Annotated in this window: 16 protein-coding genes and 1 other annotated feature; of the genes, 5 read left to right on the top strand and 11 right to left on the bottom strand. The window is 45.5% G+C overall.

The features are described from left to right. Positions 1 to 25: 25 nt before the first annotated feature. The 7 genes from AC58QM_RS02025 to ilvB form a co-directional block, all read right to left on the bottom strand. The gene (locus AC58QM_RS02025; protein ID WP_497280936.1) at positions 26 to 481 is read right to left on the bottom strand and encodes a DUF2269 family protein; all 456 of its coding nucleotides are present in this window, start codon (positions 479 to 481) and stop codon (positions 26 to 28) included. 129 nt (positions 482 to 610) lie between these two features. Continuing rightward, positions 611 to 1,438, bottom strand: coding sequence for a VanW family protein (locus AC58QM_RS02020; RefSeq protein WP_497280935.1), 828 nt, complete (start codon positions 1,436 to 1,438; stop codon positions 611 to 613). A 513-nt stretch (positions 1,439 to 1,951) separates the two neighbouring features. Next, on the bottom strand, positions 1,952 to 3,148 hold the full coding sequence (locus tag AC58QM_RS02015; protein ID WP_497280933.1) for an aminotransferase-like domain-containing protein: 1,197 nt from the start codon (positions 3,146 to 3,148) through the stop codon (positions 1,952 to 1,954). 92 nt (positions 3,149 to 3,240) lie between these two features. Continuing rightward, positions 3,241 to 4,788 (bottom strand): 2-isopropylmalate synthase, encoded by a 1,548-nt coding sequence (locus tag AC58QM_RS02010; protein WP_497281564.1) that lies wholly within the window; start codon positions 4,786 to 4,788, stop codon positions 3,241 to 3,243. A gap of 162 nt (positions 4,789 to 4,950) precedes the next feature. After that, complete coding sequence (ilvC, locus tag AC58QM_RS02005) at positions 4,951 to 5,943, bottom strand: ketol-acid reductoisomerase (RefSeq protein ID WP_028554004.1); 993 nt, start codon at positions 5,941 to 5,943, stop codon at positions 4,951 to 4,953. 137 nt (positions 5,944 to 6,080) lie between these two features. Beyond that, positions 6,081 to 6,569 carry an acetolactate synthase small subunit gene (ilvN, locus tag AC58QM_RS02000; RefSeq protein WP_056609108.1) on the bottom strand — a complete coding sequence of 163 codons (489 nt, stop codon included), beginning with the start codon at positions 6,567 to 6,569 and terminating at the stop codon, positions 6,081 to 6,083. Further along, positions 6,566 to 8,311, bottom strand: a complete 1,746-nt coding sequence (gene ilvB / locus AC58QM_RS01995; protein ID WP_497280931.1) for a biosynthetic-type acetolactate synthase large subunit — start codon at positions 8,309 to 8,311, stop codon at positions 6,566 to 6,568. The genes ilvN and ilvB overlap by 4 nt, the downstream gene beginning before the upstream one ends. A 517-nt stretch (positions 8,312 to 8,828) precedes the next feature. Here ilvB and AC58QM_RS01990 point away from each other — a divergent pair. From AC58QM_RS01990 to AC58QM_RS01980, 3 genes are read left to right on the top strand one after another with little or no spacing between them, the layout of a single operon-like run. Continuing rightward, on the top strand, positions 8,829 to 10,358 hold the full coding sequence (locus AC58QM_RS01990) for a spore germination protein (RefSeq protein ID WP_497280929.1): 1,530 nt from the start codon (positions 8,829 to 8,831) through the stop codon (positions 10,356 to 10,358). Between the two features lie 24 nt (positions 10,359 to 10,382). Next, a complete protein-coding gene (locus AC58QM_RS01985) occupies positions 10,383 to 11,615 on the top strand; it encodes a Ger(x)C family spore germination protein (protein WP_497280927.1) in 1,233 nt (410 codons plus the stop codon). A 3-nt stretch (positions 11,616 to 11,618) separates the two neighbouring features. Continuing rightward, the gene (locus AC58QM_RS01980) at positions 11,619 to 12,749 is read left to right on the top strand and encodes a GerAB/ArcD/ProY family transporter (protein ID WP_497281563.1); all 1,131 of its coding nucleotides are present in this window, start codon (positions 11,619 to 11,621) and stop codon (positions 12,747 to 12,749) included. A 56-nt stretch (positions 12,750 to 12,805) separates the two neighbouring features. Here AC58QM_RS01980 and rplT read toward each other — a convergent pair whose 3' ends face one another. The 4 genes from rplT to AC58QM_RS01960 all read right to left on the bottom strand — a co-directional run bounded on the left by rplT (position 12,806) and on the right by AC58QM_RS01960 (position 15,419). Next, positions 12,806 to 13,165, bottom strand: coding sequence for a 50S ribosomal protein L20 (gene rplT / locus AC58QM_RS01975; protein WP_028553998.1), 360 nt, complete (start codon positions 13,163 to 13,165; stop codon positions 12,806 to 12,808). 56 nt (positions 13,166 to 13,221) lie between these two features. After that, the gene (gene rpmI, locus AC58QM_RS01970; RefSeq protein WP_068666422.1) at positions 13,222 to 13,425 is read right to left on the bottom strand and encodes a 50S ribosomal protein L35; all 204 of its coding nucleotides are present in this window, start codon (positions 13,423 to 13,425) and stop codon (positions 13,222 to 13,224) included. Positions 13,426 to 13,456: 31 nt separating this feature from the next. Next, positions 13,457 to 13,957 carry a translation initiation factor IF-3 gene (gene infC, locus AC58QM_RS01965; RefSeq protein ID WP_056609101.1) on the bottom strand — a complete coding sequence of 167 codons (501 nt, stop codon included), beginning with the start codon at positions 13,955 to 13,957 and terminating at the stop codon, positions 13,457 to 13,459. 52 nt (positions 13,958 to 14,009) lie between these two features. Then, positions 14,010 to 14,154: a sequence feature (ribosomal protein L20 leader region), on the bottom strand. Between the two features lie 29 nt (positions 14,155 to 14,183). After that, positions 14,184 to 15,419 (bottom strand): glycosyltransferase family 2 protein, encoded by a 1,236-nt coding sequence (locus tag AC58QM_RS01960; RefSeq protein WP_497280925.1) that lies wholly within the window; start codon positions 15,417 to 15,419, stop codon positions 14,184 to 14,186. A 687-nt stretch (positions 15,420 to 16,106) separates the two neighbouring features. On the opposite strand from AC58QM_RS01960, the gene AC58QM_RS01955 reads away from it, so the two are divergent. After that, positions 16,107 to 16,637, top strand: coding sequence for a phosphatase PAP2 family protein (locus tag AC58QM_RS01955; RefSeq protein WP_497280924.1), 531 nt, complete (start codon positions 16,107 to 16,109; stop codon positions 16,635 to 16,637). A 3-nt stretch (positions 16,638 to 16,640) separates the two neighbouring features. Beyond that, complete coding sequence (locus AC58QM_RS01950; RefSeq protein WP_497280923.1) at positions 16,641 to 17,771, top strand: MGDG synthase family glycosyltransferase; 1,131 nt, start codon at positions 16,641 to 16,643, stop codon at positions 17,769 to 17,771. The last annotated feature ends 36 nt before the right edge of the window (positions 17,772 to 17,807 follow it).

Genomic DNA, 17,807 nt, shown 5'->3' with positions numbered 1-17,807 from the left:
TTTCAGGCAAGAAAGGGATCACACATTAGCTAGGTTTGATGATCATGAAGATGAACAAAATGACACCTACCGTAGATGCCGCATAGAAATAGTTCCGGGCCTTGGCCCATAGCAGCAGCTGCTCGCCAGGGAGTGAAGTCGCCTTCTGGTTGGAAGGGTCCAACACCCAGCCTCCGAGTTTTTTCTGATTAGGCGTTGCAAAGCCAATAGCAATAATTTGAATGATGACATAAGCCACAAGCGAGCCGATCAACCAGATTTGCATGATAGAGCCATAATCGCCTAACCAAATCAACAATAGACCTGTTAGCACGGCAAGGCTGCCGCCGATCTTCGGGAACATTTCCAATCGACTTCCCACACGCAAGGACATTCGTAACTCTTCAAGCGTTTGATCTTTTCTAAGCAATACATGAGCAAAAAAAGTTGGACCAACCCCGATAATGGCAGACAACACATGAATGAGAACAAGATACTTCACGCCATTCACCTCTCGCTTTTTGTAATATATAAACAACACAGTTTATAAGATACAATCCAGAGGCTGAATTTTCTATGATGGCCCTCACCATTACTGTATTTTATTACCATAAATCTGATTAAAATTTCATCAATTTTTATCTGCATTCCCAGCCGTCAGCAACGGTTCATACATCATAATCGCATGGTTATCCGTTACCCATTCATCCCTCACCAAATGTCCTTCTCTATTCATGACTCTGCGGTGAATTTCATTATGCCTGACATATCCACCCCAGAATTCCCGCGTAATTCTATGGTTCTTCTCATAGATCTCATAGCTATGAAGATTAGGCCTAAGCGCACGCCATTCACCAACCAAATGGGTATCCGAAACATGAATCTTCAACTGATACGGTTCTTGTGTCTCATTCCTAATCTGCAAATCTAAGTAATTATAATAACACGTTGCTCCACTCCCAAAAGGTTGCGATCTCCCCGCATCTGGAAATACATCATAACTATGTCGATACCTCTCCGTTACCGTAAGCGGCGTGTGCAGGGTCATCCAGTAGATTAGATTCGAAAGCTGGCATAAACCGCCCCCAACTCCCGTCTTCACCTTCCCATGAAAGAGAACCATCCCATCAACATACCCCTTCCTGCGGGTTGTACTGCCAATTAAGCGCCAATAGGAAAAAGTCTCACCAGGCTGTAGAATTACACCATTTAACTGTTTGACTGCTACCTTCAAGTTGATCACCTTATTATGCTGGAGCCACATATCTACATCCTTCAACTGTCTTAAAAGAGGGGTACGATGCGTAAAAGCTACCTCTGGCAGCAATTGATCTTGTTTACGTGTTGCATATTGTTTACCGTCAAAAAACCATGCCAAATATCTTTTCAAACGATACGCTTTGATCCCTAGATAAATCCTGGCCCGACTTCGGTGGATCGGCTTTAAGGGCTTACTCATTTCGTGAAGGTCCCCCTTTCATCACATCCTATTTCCATCTTAGTTTCAAAATAATTCCAAGTCAACGGACTCAAACCTTGAATCTAGCTTAATGAGAAAGTGACAGTAGTAGCTGGCTGAATCCTTTTGCGTTCTCGTGTTGGGCAGCTTTTGCGGATTAACTGGATTTCCTACATCTATTTCTGGGTAAAACTAGCCTTTGGGGAGTTTAACTGGATATACTACATCTAATTTTGTCCGAAATGTCCTGTTTGGCGAAATTGGCTTGAAATATCGGGAGGAAATCCAGTTAATTTGCGAAATCCCGTAATTTCACTTGAATTAACTACAGAATATCCAGTTATTCACTTGACGATAATGCCCTATGGCTTGCGACGATAGTTGCGCCCACGTGCGCCGCAAGCACTTCAATAGCGCCCAAAAAGGGCGCTATTCCTCTCGCTCTCGACCGACGCAGCCGGCGCGCCTCACAAAAAAAACACCCAAAGCCAACGGCCTTGGGTGCTTCTTCTCTTATGCATTTTGCAAATAGGATTCCATTGCTTTTGCGAGCTTTTTCATGCCCAGAACGGTCGTTTCTTTATCCGTGTGTGTGTAATTCAGGCGCATCGTGTTGTACTGCGGATTCTCCGCGTAGAACGTAGCACCGGGAACAAAAGCAACGCCTTCTTTGACCGCGATTTTCAACAGATCGGCTGCGTTAATTTGCTCAGGAAGCTCGACCCAAATGAACATGCCGCCCTTTGGCTCTTCCCATTTCAGACCCGGCCAGTTCAACTCTGTGAGCAGTCCTGACATGAACTTCATCCGATCCAGATACTGTTCACGAATCAAGGAAATATGCGCGTCCAGATCAAAATGCTCAAGCAAATGATACAACGTTTGCTGATCAATCGTACTGGAGTGCAGATCCGCGGATTGCTTGAAACGAGCAACTTGACGAATGAGCGACTCGTCACCCATGATCCAACCTGTACGGAAAGCAGGTGCGACGGTTTTGGAGAATGTGCTCGTGTAAACAACATTCCCGCCTTCTGCTTTGCCACCTAGGGAGTAGACAGTCGGGTAGCTTTCGCTCTCGTCAAACTGGATTTCCCCATACGGGTCATCTTCCAGGATCAGCACATCAGCGCCGCGGCAAATATCCAGCAAACCTTGACGGCGTTCCAAGCTCCATGCACGACCCGCAGGGTTCGAAAAGGTTGGAATGACGTAGACCATTTTCGGATTATACTGTGCAATTTTAGCAGCCAAATCCTCGAGAATCATGCCGTCATTGTCACTATCGACAGAAACAATTTTGGCACCTTTGGCCTGATACACTTGGATTGCAGCCAAATAGGTCGGACGTTCAACAAGAATAACATCGCCTTCATCAATATATACACGTGTCAAAAGGTCAATCGCTTGCTGCGACCCTGTCGTCAACAGCATCTCGTCTGGGGTAACCAGCATGTTCTTCGCTGCCATTCGTTTACATAAGGATTCGCGCAAAGGCTTGTAACCTTCTGTTAACCCGTATTGCAACGCAGACTTCCCGCCGCCAATAACTCTTGTGAACGCTTCGCTAACCGCGTCTAATGGAAAAAACTCTTCAGCAGGCAATCCGCCAGCAAAGGAAATAATCGAGCTCCCTTGAGTCAACTTAAGAATTTCTCTTACTGCTGACGAAGAGAAGCCTTCCAACGATTTAGAAAATCGATATTTCATACAGGGACGCATCCTTTCGCATTTGTAGAAAGCACCCCTCCTCGATATATGGAGGTGAGGTGCTAATCCGGGTTGCCATAATAGCTAAGAGCTTATATTAACGTTACGTTGCTTCTATTACTTGTTGGGTTTTTGCGCTTATCGATTAGTCTGTTGACAGCGTCCAGGTAAGCCTTCGCGCTTGCTTCCAGAATATCGGTTGAAATCCCACGCCCTTGAACAGACACGGAATCTTGCTTTAATACAACGTGAACTTCACCAAGCGCATCTTTTCCGTGGGAAACGGATTTGATGGAATAGTCATCAAGCTCAACATTTTCCTTCGTCGCTTTATCAATCGCGTTGTAAATCGCATCAACGGAACCATTGCCTACCGCGCTTTCAGCCACTTCGCTGCCATCTTGGAAGCGAACATGAACCGTTGCGGTTGGTGTCATTTGATTGCCATAGGCAACTTGAAGCGTGCCAAGCGCGAAAATTTCCGGTGTCTCGATCAATTTTTCTTCGATCAATGCACGAATATCCTCGTCTTCGACTTGCTTCTTGCGATCTGCCAAATCCTTGAACTTGGCGAAAGCCACGTTGACTTGCTCGTCACCAAGCTCATAGCCAAGATCAATGAGCTTCTCACGGAACGCATGGCGTCCGGAGTGTTTACCCATAACAAGCTTACTTTCCTTCACGCCGATCGTTTCAGGAGACATAATCTCGTACGTTGTTTTCTCTTTGAGCATACCATCCTGATGGATGCCAGACTCATGCGCGAAAGCGTTAGCGCCAACAATCGCCTTGTTGCCTGGAACCACCATGCCAGTCAGCTTACTGACTAGTCGGCTGGTGCGGTAGATCTCGTTCAGCACAAGCGAAGTCTTCGCTTGGTAGAAGTCTTGGCGTGTTTCCAGCGCCATGACAACTTCCTCGATCGAGGTGTTCCCTGCTCGCTCGCCAATTCCATTGATCGTGCCTTCGATTTGATCGGCACCGTTCAGAACAGCAGCTAGCGCGTTCGCAGTCGCCATGCCTAGATCGTCATGGCAATGCGCGCTCAACTGAATTTTCTCAATGCCTGGGACAGTCTCTTTCAGCATTTTAAAAATATTCCCGTAATCATACGGTGTCATATAGCCGACCGTATCTGGAATATTCACGACAGATGCGCCAGCACGAATCGCCATGCTGGTCACCTCAGCGATGAATTCCAGCTCCGTACGTCCAGCATCCTCGAGTGAAAACTCGATTTTGCTGAAATACTTCTTCGCATATTTAATCGCAGCTTCAGCCGTTTCCAACACTTGGTGCTTCTCCATCCGCAGCTTATGCTGACGGTGAATCGGAGACGTAGCAAGGAATAGATGAATGCAAGGATCTTGTGCACCTTGAAGGGCTTCACGCACAGCCTCAATATCATTCTCTCTCGCACGGGACAAGCCGATAACCGAAGCGTTCTTAATCGCTCTAGCGACCGCATTCACACCAGCCAAGTCCCCTGGGGATGCCGCAGGAAAACCAGCCTCCATACGATCCACACCCAGCTTCTCCAGCTGCAAGGCGATCTCAACCTTCTCCTGTGTATTCAAGTTCACACCTGGTGATTGCTCTCCATCACGAAGGGTTGTATCAAAAATATAAATTTTACGCACCATGTCACCTCCTAAAAGTTTTCGATAGAAAACTTACTTCGTAAGTATTTGCATAGCTATTTTTTTCTAAGTCGTTATAGTATTCACAGGGAGCAATTGGGAAATTCTCCTCAATCACTCCCTGTGGAATGTACAGCTATAAGATTTTAATAATGCCTACAATTATTTTTTGATCCAGTGCATCATTTCGCGCAATTGGGAACCAACAACCTCGATAGGGTGTTGAGCTTCGTTACGACGCGTAGCGTTCATGAAAGCAAAGTTGGATTGGTTTTCCAAGATGAAATCGCGAGCGAATTTACCTTGTTGGATGTCGGAAAGAACTTCTTTCATCGCTTTTTTCGTTTCAGCTGTGATGATACGTGGACCAGTTACATAGTCACCGTACTCAGCTGTGTTGGAGATGGAACTACGCATGGAAGCAAGTCCACCTTCGTACATCATATCAACGATCAATTTCAATTCGTGCAAACACTCGAAGTAAGCCATTTCTGGAGCATATCCCGCTTCAACCAATGTTTCGAAACCAGCTTTAACTAGCTCGGAAGCACCGCCACAAAGAACTGCTTGCTCACCGAACAAATCAGTTTCTGTTTCTTCACGGAAAGAAGTTTCGATAACGCCTGCACGTGTACAGCCGATACCTTTTGCATAAGCAAGACCGATTGCTTTTGCATTACCAGTCGCATCTTTTTCGATTGCGATCAAGCCAGGTACACCAAAGCCTTCAACGTACGTACGACGTACCATGTGACCAGGGGATTTAGGAGCTACCAAGAATACATCTGTACCTTCAGGAGCAACGATTTGTCCGAAATGGATGTTAAATCCGTGGGAGAACATGATAGCTGCGCCTTTTTTCATGTTCGGTTGAATGGACTCTTTGTATACGCGAGCTTGCGTTTCATCCGGCATCAAAATTTGGATAACATCAGCGCGACGTGCTGCTTCTTCTACAGATACAACTTCGAAACCATCGTTTTTAGCTGCGTTCCATGAACGGCCTTCACGAAGACCGATAATAACGTTCAAACCACTGTCACGCAAGTTTTGTGCTTGTGCGTGCCCTTGGGAACCATAACCAACAACCGCAATCGTTTTACCTTTAAGTACCGCTAAGTCTGCATCTTTTTCATAGTAAGTAGTAACTGCCATTCGAATAAATCCTCCTTTGATATAATGAATCCGTTTTGTCTACCCCTTGAGTGGGTGTTTCAACGATTTACCGTGGTACCTCGCTGAAACCCCCACTCAAAGAGAGCTTACTTCTCTTCTAAAAATGGGTGTTTCTTTTATTTAACCGAACCGCGAATCATCGCAGTAACGCCCGTACGGGAAAGCTCACGAATGCCATAAGGACGAAGCAATTCGACCATAGCATCTATTTTATCTGAATCTCCGACAACTTGCACGATTAATGAAGCTGGACCAATATCAACAACCGCTGCGCGGAACGTTTCAACAATGCCTAGAATTTCAGGACGCATAATAGGTTCAGCATTTACTTTAATAAGTGCGAGTTCTCTAGCTACCATAGGGTTGGAGCTCAAATCCACAACCTTGATAACGTCAATCAACTTGTACAATTGCTTGGAGATTTGCTCCAACGTGTTGTCATCACCTGTGGTTACGATAACCATCCGGGAAAGTCCGTTTTCTTCGGACTCCCCTACGGTGATGCTTTCAATGTTAAAGCCGCGGCGTCCGAACAAACCAGATACACGTTGCAGGACACCAGGCTGATTGTTTACGAGTACGGAAACTGTATGTTTAGTTGTCATTCCGAATCCCCCATTAACATGTCACTAATTGTATCGCCCGCTTTAACCATTGGGAACACGTTCTCGCCCTTCGGTACGACGAAATCAATAACGACAGGCCCCGGTGTATCGAGGGCTTCCTGCCATACTCTTCTTGCTTCTTCCTTCGTCGTTGCGCGCAAGCCTTTTACGCCGTAAGCTTCTGCAAGCTTAACGAAATCAGGGCTTCCTGCCAAGTCAATGTGACTATAGCGATTGTCATAAATAATCTCTTGCCATTGGCGAACCATTCCAAGCACTTGGTTGTTGATAATAACAACTTTAACTGGAATGTTGTTGATCGCACAGATCGCAAGCTCTTGCGCACACATCTGAACACCGCCGTCGCCATTAATGGAAACAACTAGTTTATCTGGGTTCCCCATTTGAGCGCCGATCGCCGATGGGAATCCGAAGCCCATTGTTCCAAGTCCACCAGAGGTTACCAGGGAGCGAGGGTTTTTGAATTTATAGAACTGCGCGGCCCACATTTGATGCTGACCAACGTCAGTTGTAATGATCGCTTCACCTTTCGTTGTTTCGCTGATCATTTCAATAACGTATTGCGGTTTAAGCTCAGTTTCGGTTTCGCCGTATTTCAACGGGAACTTCTCTTTGCTTTCTTGCAGCTCAGCAATCCATGCTGCGTTATTCGCAGGTTTTGCTTTCGTATTCGCATACTCCAGAACGGCCTTCACATCACCAACGCAAGGGATATCCGTCTTCACGTTCTTGCCGATTTCAGCTGGATCTACGTCGATATGAGCGATTACTTTTACCTTTGGAGCAAAACCATTCAAATTCATCGTCACGCGATCATCGAATCGGGAACCGATAGAAATCAATAGATCTGCATTCTGGATCGCAGTATTCGCTGTAAACGTTCCGTGCATCCCTGGCATACCGAGCCATAGCTCATGTGCACTAGGGAAGCCGCTTAGACCAAGCAATGTCGTTGCTACCGGGATCTGCGTTTTATTAACAAATTCGATCAATTCTTTGGAAGCATCTGCATAAACAACGCCGCCCCCTGCAATGATTACTGGACGTTCAGCCTCTTCGATGGCTTTGATCAGCTTATCAATTTGCAGCTTATTCGGTTGTACCGTAGGGTTGTAACCACGAATGCTTACATCCTTTGCGGGTTTAAATATCGTTTTATGAGCGGAGACATCCTTTGGTATGTCAATGAGAACCGGGCCCTTACGTCCTGAGTTCGCAATATGGAATGCTTCGTGAATGATACGCGGCAGGTCATTAACGTCTCTTACCAAGTAGCTGTGCTTCGTAATCGGCATTGTAATACCTGTAATGTCAGCCTCTTGGAAAGCATCCGTACCGATGAAGTTCGTTGCAACGTTACCTGTAATAACAACTAGAGGAACAGAATCCATATATGCTGTAGCAATACCTGTGACTAGATTCGTAGCCCCCGGTCCGGAAGTTGCGATACATACGCCAACTTTGCCAGTTGAACGAGCATAGCCGTCAGCTGCGTGAATAGCGCCTTGCTCATGTCTAGTTAACAAGTGATTGAAATCATCAAAACCATGCATCGCATCATAGATGTACAATACAGCGCCGCCTGGATATCCAAAGACGCAGTCCACACCCTCCAGCAATAAGCTTCTTAGCAAAATCTCGGAGCCTGTAATCAGGTCTGGTTGCGTAAGCTTCTCAATTAGTTCTTCTTTAGAGCGTTTTGGTTCAGTTTGAACATTCATTGTGATCCTCCTCTCGAAAAGTCAATTCGTGTTATCTTCTACCATGCCATGAAAATAAGAAAAACCCCTATTCATCCCGTGCGCGCACAAAACGCGCTCAACGGGACGAAAGGGGTTTAAGCTTCCGTGGTACCACCCAAATTTGCTATATGCCTCACAGCACATAACCTTAGCAGGTATGTTCATGAACGAACATTACCCTCAGCACGATAACGTGTGCTCTTCCGATTCTCCCTAATACTTGCCTTCAGCAGGTTTCAGGAAAACAGCTCCGAGGTGACTTCGTACGTAAGGGATTAAGGCGATGGTTTCAGCAAGTCCAACGCTCTCTGCGCATAAGTGCCCTTATTACTTCTTCCTCTTCATAGCGATTCATTCGTATGCTTCACCATATCAAATATGATTAAAGATTATTATATGCATCCGAAGGCCAATAGTCAATAGGTAGATCGAATAAAACAATGGGAAGTGAGAGAAGATAATACCAATTCTATGGAAAGTTCTGAGGAGGCCTACAATGAAAACGTCTCTGCAAGTCCCTTTCCCCATGTCTACTTCGTTACAAGACAATGTCAAATGGCTGAAAGATAAACTAGGTACAAGCTCAGATGTGTACTATCGCCAGTTGGAAATCGGCGTGTACCCAGACACGAATAGTGTTGCTTTATTTTACATCGATGGACTCGTGCAGAATGAGATTTTGAATGAACACGTTACGAAGCCGCTCCTCAGCGCTCATGAGAATGCCTCCTATTGGCAGCAAGATCTATGCTTCCATGATTTGTTGTGTCAGGCGATCACGATCAGCGAACTCTCCTTAAGTAACGAGGGAACTGACGTCATTGCGGCCCTTCTCGGGGGACATACCATCCTGATTGCGGATGGCTATGACGAAGTGATTATCGCTGGTACCTCCGGTTGGGAAACGAGAGCCATTGAAGAACCACAAACACAAACCGTCGTTCGCGGTCCCAAAGAAAGCTTTACGGAGGACATTCGAACGAATACTTCTTTATTACGGAGAAAAATCAGATCTCCTGATCTTCGTTTTATTTCCCTGCGCATCGGTCGGTATACGCAAACCGAAGTCATCATCGCTTACCTAGAAGGCATTGCTGATGAACGCGTAGTCAAAGAAGCTACATCGCGATTAGAGCGAATTGATACGGACAGTATTCTAGAAAGCGGCTTTATCGAGGAATATATCGAGGATGTAACGTACTCCCCTTTTCCAACGATTATGAACTCCGAACGCCCTGATGCTGTTGCCGCCGGCATTCTTGAAGGTCAGATCGCCATCCTCGTCGATGGGACACCTTTTGTTTTACAAGCGCCTGTCACTTTCTTCAGCTTCATGAAATCAAGTGAGGACTATTATCAGCGCTTTGATATTGCAACGTTTGTGCGTGGTGTTCGCTATATCTCGTTTTTAGTCTCCATGCTGCTTCCAGCACTCTATATCGCCATCACGACGTTTCATCAGGAAATGCTGCCAACGACCTTACTCATTTCCTTGGCCGCACAACGTGAAGGTGTTCCCTTCCCAGCACTGCTAGAAGCGTTGCTCATGGAAGTCACCTTCGAGGTACTTCGTGAAGCTGGCGTACGCATGCCGCGTGTTATTGGCTCAGCCATTTCGATTGTAGGCGCACTCGTACTCGGGCAAGCGTCTGTACAAGCTGGATTAGTCTCTGCCGCCATGGTAATCATCGTTTCTTTTACGGCTATTTCAAACTTTGTAACGCCTGCACTCAATATGGCTGTTGCTGCCCGATTAATTCGCTTCGGACTCATGCTGCTAGCTGGCTCCTTTGGCTTATTTGGTATCCTGACAGGCTGTATGGCCATCTTGATTCACCTAGCTTCACTCCGCTCGTTCGGCGTCCCTTATTTAACACCTGTGGCACCACTCGCAGTTAGCCACATCAAGGATACGTTACTTCGCGTGCCGCGTTGGATAACTGGAATACGTCCCTTTACGCGCTCAAACACTACAAGAAATAAGCCCTACGATAAGCCTTCTCCACCTAAAAGAGATCGCTACTAAGACATTCTCTGGGAGGTTATCGCCATGAAGCTGTATCGCAACCGCAGCATGCAGTGTCTGATGATCCTCAGTTCTTGCTGCTTACTACTTACAGGTTGTTGGGATCGCAAAGAATTGAACCAACTTGCTATTACCTCTGCAACCGCCGTGGATTGGGACGGAAAAGTCTGGACCATTTCGTATCAGGTCGTCATCCCGCAATCCATCGCTAATCCCAATACGGGCGGAAGCCCTGGGCAGCAAGCACCTGTCATGGTTTTCTCCACAAGCGGTAGTTCGATTCGTGGTGCTGTCCAAGAATCCAGCTTAGAAATGCCAAGATCGCTATTTTTTGCTCACAATCGTGTGATTGTTATCGGAGAAAAGGCTGCGAAGGAAGGCATTTCCCAACTACTGGACGTCTACCTGCGCAATTCAGATTCACGCGAAACGGTGGGGATACTGATAACAAGTGGCGAAGGACGAAAAATTCTGGAACAAATTGTCCCATTAGAAAAAGTGCCCGGTGCCGCCATCAAAAACATGATTAGAAACGAAGATATGAATAGCTCCAATTTCAAGCAGGTATCCATCTATCAAATGATGACGACTATCGCGAGTGACGCCCCTTATACACTCGTACCCGAAATTACCATTTCTGGTGAAGGCGAGAACAATACGATTGCTGCACTAAAAAAAACCTCCTTCACAAACAAGTTGAAGCTTGGCCGAATGGCTGTTTTCAAAAAAGATAAATTAGCAGGCTGGTTTACACCTAGTGAAGAATATGGCCTCAGCTGGATTCGCAATACAATCAAAAGAACAACCTTATATTTTGGATGTACGAAAGGCAGCAGAGACATCAAAGCGGCAATTCGAATCGATCGTAACCGAACTAAAATGAAGTACATACGTTCCAACACGGGACGTTTGATTATGCATGTCGACGTAGATACCATGGGCACCATCAATGAGAATGCCTGTAGGAATGACCTTACACAACCTAAGGAGTTACAAGCTTTCGAAGGGGTCGTAAGCGCCGAAATCACTCGTCTCATGACGGAAGCCTTTCAGAGCGCAGTTCAGAAGAATCTAGATGTTTTTCACTTCGCCGATAAGATTCATAAGCATGACCCTACATTCTGGAAGCAGATTAAACCTGATTGGGACGAGTATTTTGCCAACCTGCAATTCGAGTCTCAAGTCAACGTGAAAATCGCCAGAATCGGTATGAGTGGCAAATCATTCTCGGAGATGATCAAAGGTACTGGTGAGTGAGCCATTAGCAGAGAAAGGAGGCCGAAGGGCATCGAAGATCGCATTACGAACTATCAACTCGTCGTTATGATTATCCTATTCGAAATCGGGAGCACTCCGCTATTCGCATTAGGCAGCAGCGCCAAACAAGACTCCTGGATTGCTATGCTTGCTGCAGCTCTATTTGGGTTTCTCTTACTTCTCATGTTTGTTACGATTCAACGACGCGCACCAGATCAAGACATCATCGGGCTCCTACGGCTCTGCTTCGGAAAACTGGCTGGAACGATCATCGGCATTTCCTTTGCCATATATTTTGCCTATGAATCCATGAGGAACGTCCGTGATTTCGGAGAAATCTCGAACTTAACCTTGCTGAACACAACACCTAAATACATAACGATGTTGATTATTCTGCTACTAGCTTCTTATGCCATACTCATGGGCGTGGATACGCTATTTCGCGTGACTGAAGCACTGCTTCCCTTATTGGCAATCAGCTATGGCTTACTTATTTTTTTGATCAGTATCGCACATCTAATTCATCTAGATCACTTACTGCCCATCCTGGAAAATGGCTTTAAACCCGTCCTTCATGCCGCTTTTCCTGATATGGTCTCTTTCCCTTTCGGGCAAACCATCATCTTCTTCATGGTATGGCACATGCTGCCTGAGCAAGGAAAAGTGAAGAAGCTAAGTCTTACGGCTTACACCATCGTCTCCCTCTTCTTGATTTTGATGAATATCATCAATATCACGGTACTCGGCACCACACTTGCTGCCAACAGCACGTTGCCCTTTTTGCAAACGGTACAGCTCATTGAAGTTGGCGATATCTTTGAGCGACTGGATGTACTCGTCACACTCCTGCTCTTCCTTGGCTTGTTCGTCAAAATGACAACGTTCTTCTGGGGGGCTGTTTATGCCTTCGCACATATTTTCCCCTCACTTCGGAAAGCCACCTGGCTTGTCATCGTGGGCAGTCTTATCTTCATCTCCTCCTTCTTTGAACCCAACTATACTATCCACGTATGGCTCGGGCTTAGGATCAGTGTGAAGCTCTACCCCCTGTTCCAGGTTGTCATTCCAACCCTCATGTTTATCGTGATGTTCTTTCGGAAAATCCAAGCCCCACAAGCCTCATCTGACGCATGACGCAAAAAAAGAGCCTGCCCCCTAATGGGGACAAGCTCTTTGGCGTATCGCATCGCTTACGCGTTTACTTTCGCTTTTGCAGCTGTTGCCAAATCGTTGAACGCTTTGGAATCATTCACAGCTAGGTCAGCCAAGATTTTACGGTTAACTTCGATACCAGCCAATTTAAGGCCGTGCATCAATTTGCTGTAGCTCAAGCCGTTTTGACGAGCGCCTGCATTGATACGAGTAATCCAAAGTCTACGGAAGTTACGTTTTGTTTGACGACGGTCACGGTATGCATATACCAATGACTTCATTACTTGCTCTTTAGCTGTTTTAAATAAACGGTGTTTGGAACCGAAATAACCTTTTGCTAATTTCAAAATTTTCTTACGACGGTGAGCGCGAATAAATCCGCCCTTGACTCTTGCCATTGTGAACTACCTCCTGGGATATATAAATGATGTTCCGTGTTTAAGCTGAGTAACGATTAACCTTTGATAAGGGACAATTGTTGTTGCAGACGACGTACATCGCCAGGAGCCATTACTGGGTTCGTGGACAATACGCGTTTTTGCTTGGATGATTTACCAGAAAGCAAGTGGTTCTTACCTTGTTTGTATCTCATCACTTTGCCTGTGCCAGTGATTTTGAAACGACCTTTCAGGCTGCTGTGTGTTTTCATTTTCGGCATGTTGTTGTTCCTCCTAATTTAGTATACTCGCCTAAGTTGTCGCTTTTGGCGTTAAGATCATGATCATGCTTCGTCCCTCAAGCTTAGGAGCACGCTCCTGCGAGGAGATTTCAGCAGTTTCTGTAGCAAGGCGCTCAAGCACTTTGCGACCAATCTCCGAGTGCGCAATTTCACGACCACGGAAACGGACGCTGGCTTTCACTTTATCGCCTTCGCCAAGAAACTTAACTGCGTTGCGAAGCTTCGTTTGGAAGTCATGTTCATCGATCGTCGCACTCAGGCGAATCTCTTTGATATCCACAATCTTCTGGTTCTTACGAGCTTCTTTTTCTTTCTTTTGCGTTTCATAACGGAACTTGCCGTAATCCATAATGCGGCAGACAGGCGGCTTCGCCGTCGGTGCAACGTTTACTAAATCAAGGTTCGCGTCAAGTGCAATTTGAAGAGCTTCGCGAATTGGTGTAATACCAAGTTGTTCTCCGTCCGCCCCAATAAGGCGTACTTCCTTCACACGAATCTCGTCATTAATCATATGGTCTTTGCTAATTGTGTTCCACCTCCATAAAGTATGTAACTCTCTTCCAAATATAAAAAAGATGCGGGCACAGTGGGCCCACATCTTCATCAATAACAGGTCTATAACAAACCTATTGAATGTACATGATGATTCATTCAAACCAGCCAACGGTACGTTAGTCAGGTGAGAAGCGGGCGCTTCTGCTTTACTCGAAATATAATATCATCTCATTCTAGAAAAGTCAACTCACTTGTTTACTTTTCATTTCATCCAAACGAATGACGCGTGTATGCTCGGTATGGCTCCATTGTTTGTTGTTTTGCGTGAAGAACGCATAGAACGTAATCGGCCACCAAGACAACATGAAAATAGGATATAGCAGCAAATATTTGTAGGTTTTCTTATGCGCCTTTTCAATCAACATCGACATCGGCAGCAAGACGTAGATCGCTAAGCTAAGTGAATTAATGACAACCGGATTGATATGAACCAAAGCCGAATCGGCTGTTCCATGCGATGTCATGGATTGGATCCACAGCATAACCGTTAGGATAGCACCAAAGAAGAAATTGTATACGTTGGCCGAATAGATCGCCGCGTCAATTTTCATCCAGCTTCCCGTTTTAATCCCCTGCCACAGCAATGGGAAGAAGAAGCGTTTGGCCACTTCAAAGTGACCTTGCATCCAACGCAGACGTTGCTTAGCCGATGCATTAAAAGATAACGGCTTCTCATCGTAAACGCGTGTATCGTAATTGAATGTCGGTTTGATCCCCATTTGGATACATCTCATTGAGAATTCAAGATCTTCGACCAAGCTTGTTGCACGCCAGCCAATCTGCTTTAACAGATTAGAGTCGAAGCACATGCCCGTACCGCCAAGATAGTTGGCTAGTCCCAGGTTCGATCTTGGTGTTTGGACAAAACGGTTCGCATAGAAGTACGAGATGGCAAAAGATCCGGTAATCCATGAGTCATTCGGATTCTTCGTATCCAGATAAGCTTGGATAACGCGGGAACCTGAACACAGATCGTTATTCATGTGAATCAGATAATCCGGGCTAACTAGGTTATCCGCATCGAACATTACGATGCCATCATACTGGCGCTCGCGTTTCCATAACTCTTTGAGCATCCATTCAATCGCATACCCTTTCCCTCTCAGGTTCGGGTTGTGGCGTTCCATCGCATACACACCATGGTGGCGTGCAATGTCAGCCGTGTTATCTGTACAGTTATCACAAATCACGAATATGTCATATAGCTCTTTCGGGTAATCCAAGGTCTTCAAATTCTCAATCAAGGCCCCAACAACTTGTTCCTCATTATGAGCGGCAACCAATACAGCAAACGATTTCTGCGGAGCAAACATCTTTTTGTTTTTGGGACGATACCAACCAAAAAACGTTAAAAACAACTGATACGCACCGATCAAAGCCAAAAAGACCTGAACGGAAAGCATAATCTTGTCTAGCATGAAGCAAAGTCCCCCTTTTTTTGTGCACGTCAGCTATCTTTTTGTATGCTTAGTGCTTTTATGTACAGGTCATTCATGTTAACAATCTAAACGTGAAACAATCGTTTTTGATTTTCCTCTCTTTCCCCCCGTTTGTCAAAGTCTGCAAACTACGAAAAAGCGTCAGTTCTTTGATATTTAGGAGGTTTGCACACACGGAATAGAGCATGCTCTTGAAATCAGGTCAAAAATGTCTTGTTTTCATCGTTTTTCATTTATTGTGTACCAAAAGTTCACCATTTAGACGAACACTAGCTTTTCTAAGTGGCAACGTCATTATTATAAGTCAATCAACAGAACGCTGACAACTTTTGCTTAAATACCCTGTTAATGGATAGCAATATTCACCATAACAACATTCGTATATCGAAGTCCAAAAGAGTCCGTCGTTCACAAGAAGGACATATCATGCGTAACTCGAGTCGGATAACCTACCCAAATGAAGGGAACAATTACTAGATATCCTGCAGAAAATTGTACCGAGTCGGGTCGAAGCTATTTGTCATCCTAACATAGAAATGTTAACGCCAGATTAGTGCAACATTAAATTCCACGCAGGAATATTTATCAGTCCGTTAATCTTCCTCGAATAAATCTTTCGTACAATAGAGATAGAGAGAACTTCAAATGAGAAGGAGGCGGTTACGCATGAATAGTAAAGTTGTCCATTGGCTGCAACATCATGAAACACGTCTATTTCACTTCGTTAACCAACGAATTCAACATCATTTCCTCGATCTTTTTTTTACGAGAATTACACATTTAGGCGGTGCTACAGCTGCTATTATGGTCTCGCTCTGCTTGGCATGTTTTGGTCAAGGTTCGTTGCGTATAGCCGGTCTTCAAGCACTGATTGCTTTGACAGTCAGTCATATTCCCGTTGCGATTATGAAAAAAAAATACCCTAGACTACGTCCTTATCTTGTTCATCCACAAGCCATTACTCATAGAAATCCTCTAACCGATCATTCCTTTCCCTCTGGACATACCACGGCTATCTTCTCTGTTATCGTTCCTATCGTATATGCCATACCCATGCTAGGACTCGTCCTAATCCCGCTTGCAGGTTTCGTTGGTCTTTCACGGATTTACTTGGGACTTCACTATCCATCCGATTGTATCGTAGGCTGCTTGTTAGGAACGACGGCATCGCTACTAACAGTCGCATTCTGGGGGTAATTCATGGCACAACCGCTCACGCAAAAAAGAAGAGTTCTCATCCTTTCCGAAGGTTTTGGTGCCGGTCATACACAAGCCGCATTTGCATTAGCTAGCAGCTTAGAACAGCGATGTTCTACGATCGAGACGCGTGTCGTTGAGCTCGGATCCTTCCTCCATCCCACGTTGGCTTCTTGGGTTTTCAGTGCCTACAAGAAAACAATCTCGAAACAACCGAAATTATATGGTCGCTTATACCGTTCACAATATCAGAAATCACTTAATCCGCTGACTCAGCTTGCGCTTCATCGCATTTTTTATGCGCAAACGGCAGCTATGATTCGTCACTGGGCGCCACAAGCCATTGTATGTACGCATCCTTTTCCAAGTGCCGTCGTTTCGCGGTTAAAAAGAGCAGGCTTACACATTCCCCTATGCACAGTCATCACGGACTATGATGTTCATGGGACCTGGATCAGCCGTGAGGTTAATAAATACTTGGTGTCTTCCGAGGATGTGAAGAATAAGCTCATCGTGCATGGCATCGCGGCTGCACATGTCGAAATAACAGGAATCCCCGTGCATCCCAGCTTCCGAGAAGCGCACGATCGAACGCTGATTCGACAACAGTTCGGGCTATCTTCCTTGCCAACTGTACTGGTCATGGGCGGTGGTTGGGGCTTGATCGGCGGAGATTCATTAAGTGAGCATTTGCTAGCCTGGCGAGAACAAATTCAATTTATTTTCTGCTTAGGGCATAATGAAAAAGCTATTTCAAAACTAGCCGCTGATCCGCGGTATCAACATCCGCATATCCGCTTGCTCGGATTTACGCAAGAGATAGGAAAATTAATGGAAGTTTCCGACTTGCTCGTTACGAAGCCAGGAGGGATGACGTGCTCCGAAGGACTTGCCAAGTCGATTCCCATGTTATTTTATGATCCGCTACCAGGCCAAGAAGAAGAAAACGTCCATTATTTCACCCGACATGGCTTTGGGGAATCCATCCAGTCGGCAGCTACAATTTCGCATTGGTTGTCCATGCTGGTTAGCCGCTATGCAGATGTGCAAGCCAAACGTTTATCCAATCAACATAAAAAGAGTCACCTGCCTGCTGGGGATGGATCCGAAGTCATTCTCGCGCTTTTAGGATAAAAAAAACAGACTGTCCTGGCTGCTAATTGGCAACCT

It is taken from the genome of Paenibacillus sp. J22P165 (genome assembly GCF_059692015.1).
The sequence above is the reverse complement of the archived record's forward strand: the minus strand, read 5'-3'. Positions and strand labels throughout refer to the sequence as shown.